Annotated in this window: 8 protein-coding genes; 2 read left to right on the top strand and 6 right to left on the bottom strand. The window is 70.9% G+C overall.

Features of this window, described 5'->3' with window-relative positions; translation table 11 throughout:
- On the top strand, nt 1–987 hold a 987-nt coding region (locus AC1DUQ_RS14100; protein WP_477073995.1), incomplete at its 5' end, for an HDIG domain-containing metalloprotein.
- On the opposite strand, the gene AC1DUQ_RS14105 is transcribed toward AC1DUQ_RS14100, so the two are convergent.
- From AC1DUQ_RS14105 to AC1DUQ_RS14120, 4 genes are all read right to left on the bottom strand, one after another.
- Complete coding sequence (locus AC1DUQ_RS14105) at nt 984–1,844, bottom strand: amino acid ABC transporter permease (RefSeq protein WP_477073996.1); 861 nt, start codon at nt 1,842–1,844, stop codon at nt 984–986. The genes AC1DUQ_RS14100 and AC1DUQ_RS14105 overlap by 4 nt on opposite strands.
- A complete protein-coding gene (locus AC1DUQ_RS14110) occupies nt 1,841–2,530 on the bottom strand; it encodes an amino acid ABC transporter permease (protein ID WP_477073997.1) in 690 nt (229 codons plus the stop codon). Before AC1DUQ_RS14110 ends, AC1DUQ_RS14105 begins: the two co-directional genes overlap by 4 nt.
- A 71-nt stretch (nt 2,531–2,601) precedes the next feature.
- Nucleotides 2,602–3,474: a glutamate ABC transporter substrate-binding protein gene (locus AC1DUQ_RS14115; RefSeq protein ID WP_477062963.1), complete on the bottom strand. Its 873-nt coding sequence runs from the start codon at nt 3,472–3,474 to the stop codon at nt 2,602–2,604.
- Nucleotides 3,475–3,528: 54 nt separating this feature from the next.
- On the bottom strand, nt 3,529–4,311 hold the full coding sequence (locus tag AC1DUQ_RS14120; RefSeq protein ID WP_477062964.1) for an amino acid ABC transporter ATP-binding protein: 783 nt from the start codon (nt 4,309–4,311) through the stop codon (nt 3,529–3,531).
- 123 nt (nt 4,312–4,434) lie between these two features.
- Here AC1DUQ_RS14120 and miaB point away from each other — a divergent pair, with 123 nt between their 5' ends.
- Complete coding sequence (gene miaB / locus AC1DUQ_RS14125) at nt 4,435–6,006, top strand: tRNA (N6-isopentenyl adenosine(37)-C2)-methylthiotransferase MiaB (RefSeq protein ID WP_477062965.1); 1,572 nt, start codon at nt 4,435–4,437, stop codon at nt 6,004–6,006.
- A 4-nt stretch (nt 6,007–6,010) separates the two neighbouring features.
- On the opposite strand, the gene AC1DUQ_RS14130 is transcribed toward miaB, so the two are convergent.
- Together AC1DUQ_RS14130 and AC1DUQ_RS14135 are read right to left on the bottom strand one after the other, a co-directional pair.
- Nucleotides 6,011–6,532 carry a type III secretion system chaperone family protein gene (locus tag AC1DUQ_RS14130; RefSeq protein ID WP_056093310.1) on the bottom strand — a complete coding sequence of 174 codons (522 nt, stop codon included), beginning with the start codon at nt 6,530–6,532 and terminating at the stop codon, nt 6,011–6,013.
- The gene (locus AC1DUQ_RS14135) at nt 6,529–7,125 is read right to left on the bottom strand and encodes a type III secretion system chaperone family protein (RefSeq protein ID WP_477073998.1); all 597 of its coding nucleotides are present in this window, start codon (nt 7,123–7,125) and stop codon (nt 6,529–6,531) included. The genes AC1DUQ_RS14130 and AC1DUQ_RS14135 overlap by 4 nt, the downstream gene beginning before the upstream one ends.
- Between the last annotated feature and the right edge of the window lie 201 nt (nt 7,126–7,326).

Below are 7,326 nucleotides of genomic sequence, written 5' to 3' on the forward strand. Positions count from 1 at the left end.
ATCGTCACCACGGCCGTGCAGCGCCTCGCCGTCCCGACCAGCACGCAGTCCCCGCTCACGGTGCTGCCGCTCCCGTCGGACGAGATGAAGGGCCGGATCRTCGGCAAAGAGGGCCGCAACATCCGGTCCTTCGAGGCGCTGACCGGGGTGAACGTCCTGGTCGACGACCAGCCCGACGCCGTCGTCCTCTCGTGCTTCGACACCGAACGCCGCGAGGTCGCCCAGGTGGCTCTCGAGGCGCTCATGGCGGACGGCCGCATCCACCCGCAGCGCATCGAGCAGGCCTACGCCGAGGCGCTGGCCGGTGCGGACGAGCGGACCGACGCAGCCGGCCACGATGCCGCCGAGCGCGCCGGTGTGGGCGCGCTGCCGCCGACCCTCATCCGCACGCTCGGTCGTCTGCGCCTGCGCACGTCCTACGGGCAGAACGTCCTCGAGCACCTCGTGGAGACCGCCCAGCTGGCCGCCGCCCTCGCCGCCGAGATCGGCGCGGACGTCGAGGTGACCCGCCGGGGCGCGTTCCTGCACGACCTCGGCAAGGCGCTCACCGCGGAGGTGCCCGGCACGCACGCCGCGGTCGGGGCAGACCTCGCCCGTCGTCACGGCGAGTCGGCGACCGTGGTCAACGCGATCGCCGCGCACCACGACGAGGTCCCCACCGAGACGGTCGAGGCCGTGCTCGTCCAGGTGGCGGACGCGATCTCCGCCGCCCGCCCGGGCGCCCGCCGCGAAGAGCTGGACCAGTACGTGGAGCGCATCGACAAGCTCGAGCAGCTCGTCGCCGCGCACGCGGGGGTGCGCCGCGCTCTGGCCATGTCCGCAGGCCGGGAGGTGCGGGTCGTGGTCGAGCCGTCCGAGGTCGACGACTACGCCCTGCCGCAGCTGGCCGTGGCCATCGCGCGCCACATCGAGGCCGACCTGGCCTACCCCGGCGAGATCACCGTGACGGTCGTCCGCGAGATCCGGGCGAGCGCGACCGCCGGTTAGTCCTTCCCGAGGGCGGTCACCAGGGTGGGTGCCTCCGCCTGCGGCTTTCCGGCGGTTCGACGGCCGACGCGTCCGGCGAGAATCTCGGCCACCTTGGTGAGCCCGTAGTTGATGACGATGAAGATGAGTGCCGCCACGACCAGCGACTGCAGGATGTTGCCGTTGCCGGACCCGTACCGGCGCGCGGCGTCCAGCAGCTCCGGGTACGTGATGATCACGCCGAGCGCGGTGTCCTTGAGGATCACCACCAGCTGGCTGGCGATAGCGGGCAGCATCGCGATGACCGCCTGAGGCACCTCGATGAGTCGCAGCGACTGCACGTCCCGGAGCCCGACGGCGAGCGCGGCCTCTCGCTGACCCTTGGGCAGGCCGTGCACGCCGGACCGGATCAGCTCCGCGAAGACCGAGCCGTTGTAGAACGTGAGGCCCAGGACGACGGCGACCAGGGGGACGTCGGACGGCTCGATGATCCGCAGCTGCCCGAGACCGAGGTAGAAGAAGATCATCATGAGCAGCACAGGCACTGCCCGGAAGAACTCGACGACGCCCCCGCTCAGGGTGCGCACGATCTTCGAGGACGACAACCGCCCGAGGCCGAACACGAACCCGTAGACCGCGCTGGTCACGATCGAGATGCCGGCGGCCTTCAAGGTCTCGACGAGGCCGGGCAGCAGGTAGTTGACCCACGGGTTGGCGGTCAGGAACGGCTTCCACAGGGCGGCATCGAGCTGCCCCTTCGCGCCCAGGCGCGCGAGCACCCAGACGCCGATGCCGGCCACGACGACGGTCGCGGCGATGTTCACCCAGACCATGCGCCGCCGGGCGACGGGACCGGGGACGTCGAACAGGGTGCTCATCGGGACACCGCCAGTCGTCGGGAGAGCGAGGTCGTGGCCAGGCCGATCGGCACGACGATGAGGACGAAGCCGAGCGCGAAGGTCAGGAAGATCGCGAGGATCACGTCCGGTCGGAACTCGATCATGGTCTTCATCAGGCCGGACGCCTCCGCCACCGACGCAGCGGCCGCGACGGTGGAGTTCTTGGTCAGGGCGATGAGCACGTTGCCCAGGGGAGCGACGGACCCGCGGAACGCCTGCGGGAGGATGATCAGCCGCGCGGCGGGCCAGAACGAGAGCCCGATGGCCCGGGCGGCTTCCGCCTGACCGACGGGCACGGTGTTCACACCGGACCGCAGCGCCTCGCAGACGAAGGCGGCGTGGTAGACGCTCAGCCCCAGCACGGCGAGGCGGAAGAAGTTCGTCTGKAAGTCGGGYGAGAGCGTCAGGCCCAGCTGCCCCCAGAGCCCGAGCACGCAGAAGACCATGATGATCGTCAGGGGCGTGTTGCGCAGCAGCGTCACGTACGTCGAGCCCGCCCAGCGCAGGCTGGGCACGGGCGAGATCCGCATGATCGCCAGGATCGTGCCCAGGATCAGCGCGAGGATCGCGGCGTAGAAGGTCAGCTGGATGTTGACCCAGAACGCCGCGAGCACGTCGAACTCATCGAACAGTGACAGGAACTGCTGGAGGAAACCGTCGTCCACCGACGCTCCTAGCTCTTGGAGGGACCGGGGGCCCGCGCGGTCACCGCGCAGGCCCCCGGAACGTCAGCGGGTCAGGCGCAGGCGGCGGGCTCCGGCGGGTTGAGCTCGTCGTTCGCCTTGTAGCCGGAGGCGCCGACGTTCTTGTCGAGCAGCTCCTGCCACGTGCCGTCGTCGATCATCTTGGTGATGGCGTCGTTGATGGCCTCGCACTGGTCGGACCCCTTGGGGATGCCGACGCCGTAGTTCTCCTCGGAGAACGGGTTGCCGACGACCTTGACCTTGCCCTCGTTGGCGGGCACGGCCGCGAGACCGGCCAGGATGATGTCGTCCGTGGTGACGGCGTCGACCGTGCCGGCGGTCAGGGCGGTCACGCACTCGGCGTACCCCGGCTGCTCGAGCAGGTTCGTCCCCGCGGCGTACTCGTCCTTGATGCGCTGGGCCGACGTGGAGCCGGTGACGGAGCAGAGGTTCTTGCCCTCGAGGTCCTGCGGGCCGGTGATCGAGTCGTCGTCCGCGGCGACCAGCAGGTCCTGGCCGGCGACGAAGTACGGACCTGCGAAGGAGACGACCTCCTTGCGCTTGTCGGTGATCGAGTAGGTGGCAAAGATCATGTCCACCTGCCCGTTCTGCAGCAGCGTCTCGCGCTGGGCCGAGGGGGACTGGACCCACTCGATCTGGTCCTCCCCGTAGCCGAGCTCGCCCGCGACGAACTTCGCCACGTCGACGTCGAAGCCCGTGTACTCGCTGCCGTCCTGGAAGCCCAGTCCGGGCTGGTCGAACTTGATGCCGATCTTGATGGTGCCCTCGGCGCCACCGGAGGCTTCGGTCTCCTCGCTCGTCGCGCCCGCGTCGGTGTCCGTGTCGTCGCCGCCGTCGCTCGAACAGCCTGCGAGCGTGAGCGTGGCCGCTGCGGCGAGTGCCAGTACCAGTCGTCCCCTGCGCATGGTGTGTCCCCTTCGTGTGGTGTGCGGTGTCGGTTCGGTTGTGGTGGGGGTGGGTCAGTGGGTGAGGATCTTCGAGAGGAAGTCGCGCGCGCGATCGCTCGTCGGCGCCGTGAAGAACGTCTCCGGGTCGGCCTCCTCGACGATCTGGCCGCCGTCCATGAACACCACGCGGTTGGCGGCCTTGCGGGCGAAGCCCATCTCGTGGGTGACGACGATCATCGTCATGCCGTCGCGGGCGAGGCCGACCATGACGTCGAGCACCTCGTTGATCATCTCGGGGTCGAGTGCCGAGGTCGGCTCGTCGAAGAGCATGACCTTGGGCTGCATGGCGAGCGCCCGGGCGATCGCCACCCGCTGCTGCTGGCCGCCCGAGAGCTGCGCGGGGAGCTTGTCGGCCTGGTTGCGCACCCCGACGCGGTCGAGCAGGTCGTAGGCGATCTCGCGGGCCTTCGCGGGCTTGACGCCCTTGGCCTTGATCTGGCCGAGCGTGACGTTCTCGAGGACGGTCTTGTGCGCGAACAGGTTGAACGACTGGAACACCATCCCGACGTCGGCCCGCAGCCGGGCGAGCGCGCGACCCTCGGCGGGCAGGGCCTGACCGTCGAGCGTGATGGTGCCGGAGTCGATGGTCTCCAGCCGGTTGATCGTCCGGCAGAGCGTCGACTTCCCGCTTCCGGACGGGCCGATGATCACGACCACCTCGCCGCGGCGCACGGTCAGGTCGATGTGCTGGAGCACGTGCAGGGGGCCGAAGTGCTTGTCGACGCCCCGGAGCTCCACGAGGGCGTCGGACGTCTGGTCGGTCGGGGCGGGCGGTGCGGCTGAGGTGTCCACCATTGGACGAACTTACGGGGGGTTTGCCCGATCTGGCGAGCCACGACGGTCACGGTTCGGCAACGCACCCGTCAAGCACAACCCCAGGTGAGGGGCTCGGCGCGACCGGCCGTACCCTTGTCGGTGATGTCCACGACCCTRCCTGCCGCCCTGCCGGACCTGTCGACGGCGACCCCGACGGCGCACCCGCGCACCTATCTGGTCAAGACCCTCGGCTGCCAGATGAACGTGCACGACTCCGAGCACATGGCGGGGATGCTCGAGCAGGCCGGCTACGTCGCCGCGAGCCCGGTGGAGGCTGCCGCCGAGGATGCCGACGTCATCGTGATCAACACCTGCGCGGTCCGCGAGAACGCCGCCGACAAGCTGTACGGGAACCTGGGCCGGCTCGCGGGCACCAAGCGGGCGCGACCGGGGATGCAGATCGCGGTCGGCGGCTGTCTCGCGCAGAAGGACCGCGCCGGGATCGTCGAGCGCGCGCCGTGGGTGGACGTGGTGTTCGGCACGCACAACCTCGACGTGCTGCCGGTCCTGCTGGAGCGCGCCCGCCACAACGCGGAGGCGCAGGTCGAGATCGAGGAGTCCCTGCAGGTCTTCCCCAGCACGCTGCCGACCCGCCGCGAGTCGGTGTTCGCCGGCTGGGTGTCCATCAGCGTGGGCTGCAACAACACGTGCACCTTCTGCATCGTCCCGCACCTGCGCGGCAAGGAGCGCGACCGCCGGCCGGGCGAGATCCTGGCGGAGGTCCAGGCGCTGGTCTCGCAGGGCGCGATCGAGGTGACGTTGCTCGGCCAGAATGTGAACTCCTACGGCGTCGAGTTCGGCGACCGAGGCGCGTTCGCCTCGCTGCTGCGCGCGGCGGGTGCGATCGAGGGCCTCGAACGGCTGCGGTTCACGTCCCCGCACCCGGCGGCGTTCACGGACGACGTCATCGCGGCGATGGCCGAGACGCCGACCGTGATGCCGCAGCTGCACATGCCGCTGCAGTCGGGCTCCGACCGCATCCTGCGGGCGATGCGCCGCTCGTACCGGTCGGACAAGTTCCTCGGCATCCTCGACCGCGTCCGGGCCGCGATGCCCGACGCGGCGATCACGACCGACATCATCGTGGGCTTCCCCGGGGAGACCGAGGAGGACTTCGCGGAGACCCTCCGGGTGGTCGAGGCCTCGCGGTTCGCGTCCGCGTTCACGTTCCAGTACTCGCCGCGCCCCGGCACGGCCGCGTTCGACCTGCCGGACCAGCTGCCGAAGAGCGTGGTGCAGGAGCGCTACCTGCGCCTCACCGCCCTGCAGGACCGGATCTCGCAGGAGGAGAACCAGGCGCAGGTCGGTCGCACGGTGCAGGTGCTGGTCGCCGAGGCCGAGGGTCGTAAGGACGAGGCCACGCACCGGGTCACCGGGCGCGCCGCCGACAACCTGCTCGTCCACCTCGCGGTGCCGGTCCAGGCCGCGGACGCACCCCGGCCGGGCGACCTCGTGACTGTCACGGTGACGCACGCGGCGCCGTACCACCTGGTCGCCGACTCCGCGGTGACCGGCGGGACGTTCGAGGTCCGCCGGACCGCCGCGGGCGACGCGTGGGAGCGTCGGCAGGACGGCGGCGACGAGCACAGCCACGGCGGCGCCGCCGACGCGTGCGGCACGCCCGGTCCCACCGGTCCGGTCTCGCTCGGGCTGCCGACCCTGGTGCGGCGCTGACCGCCTAGTTGTCGGGCACGTCCGGCGGGGGAGCGTCGTCGCGCGGGAGCACGGCCTCCATGGCCGAGAACATCTGCACCCCGGTGCCCAGCCCGCAGGCCAGCAGCTGCGCGAGCTGCGGGTCGGTGACCCCCGGCTCGAAGTCGGCGGACACCTCGCTGTAGAGGGCGAGGACGCCTTCCTCCTCGCGCAGGTACGCCTTGGGCCAGATCCGCTCGCGGTTCCAGTCGTTGATCGCCATGGCCGCGGCCTCACGCTGGTCGAGCTGCAGCCCGCGGTGCCACCGGCCGCGCACCTGCAGGATCTCCTGCTGCTCGCCGAGCAGGAGGAACCAGAAGCGGCTGCCGTCCCAGGTGCCGGTCAGGTCGCCGTCGTCGTCGACCACGAACCGGTAGCCGCGTCCGACCAGGTAGTCCGCGATCCGCTCACGCGTCAGCGGTGCCGGGGGCTCGTCGTCGGGCGTCGGTCGCTTGGTGGGCTTGGGCAGGCCACCGAGCACCCGCAGCAGCCACCCGGGCCCGCTCACGGCGCGACTCCTGCCGGGTCGGGGTACCGCTCGTCCAGCGCGTCGAAGAACATGCTCCCCGTCGACAGGCCGCAGAAGAGCATCTGGCTCAGCTGGGCGTCGGTCGCCCCGTGCTCCAGGTCGGTGGCCACCTCCGAGACGACGTGCACGCGGCCGTTGTCCCGGACGCGGATGTACGCCTTGGGCCAGATGCGGTCGGCGTTCCACTCGTTGCAGACGTCGAGCACCTCCTCCAGACGCTCGATCGCGACCTCCCGGTGCCACYGGCCGCGCACCTGGAGGATCTCCGACTTCTCCCCGAACAGGAAGAAGTAGAAGAGCCGACCGCGCCACAGGCCGCCGAGGTCCCCGTCGTTGTCCACGAAGTAGCTGAACTGGTTGTTGGTCATCCAGGCGGCGATGCGGGCGGGCGTCACGTCCGTCGGCAGGTCGGCGGCAGGCTCGGCCACACCGAGCTCGCGGGCGAGCAGCTGCGCCACGCGGTCGTGCAGCTCGTCGTCGTCGGCCTCGAGCGCGGGCGCGGTGTCCGAGCCGGTCGCGGGCAGGGAACGCCCCCGCCACCAGCGCCGTGCACGATCCCCGAGCGACCCCATACGCAGGACAGTACCGGCGGTGGCCCACACCGGGGTGCCGTCGTTCGGGTGCCGTGCAACCTCCCGTAGGTTCGGGGCATGCTCGTCGTCGCCGCGCTCGTCCCGGACACCGTGCTCCTGGTACCGGGGGCCGGCGGCTCGGCGGACCCCGCCGCCGGGCTGCGCGAGGCGGCGCTCCGTGCGGTCGGCGAGGTCGTGGCC

The organism is Cellulomonas sp. P4_B5_2 (assembly GCF_056402235.1).

Bases quoted from the DNA above. Each gene is read 5' to 3' on its own strand.
- AC1DUQ_RS14105 (WP_477073996.1), bottom strand. From the start codon at position 1,844: ATGAGCACCCTGTTCGACGTCCCCGGTCCCGTCGCCCGGCGGCGCATG.
- AC1DUQ_RS14120 (WP_477062964.1), bottom strand. From the start codon at position 4,311: ATGGTGGACACCTCAGCCGCACCGCCCGCCCCGACCGACCAGACGTCC.
- AC1DUQ_RS14115 (WP_477062963.1), bottom strand. From the start codon at position 3,474: ATGCGCAGGGGACGACTGGTACTGGCACTCGCCGCAGCGGCCACGCTC.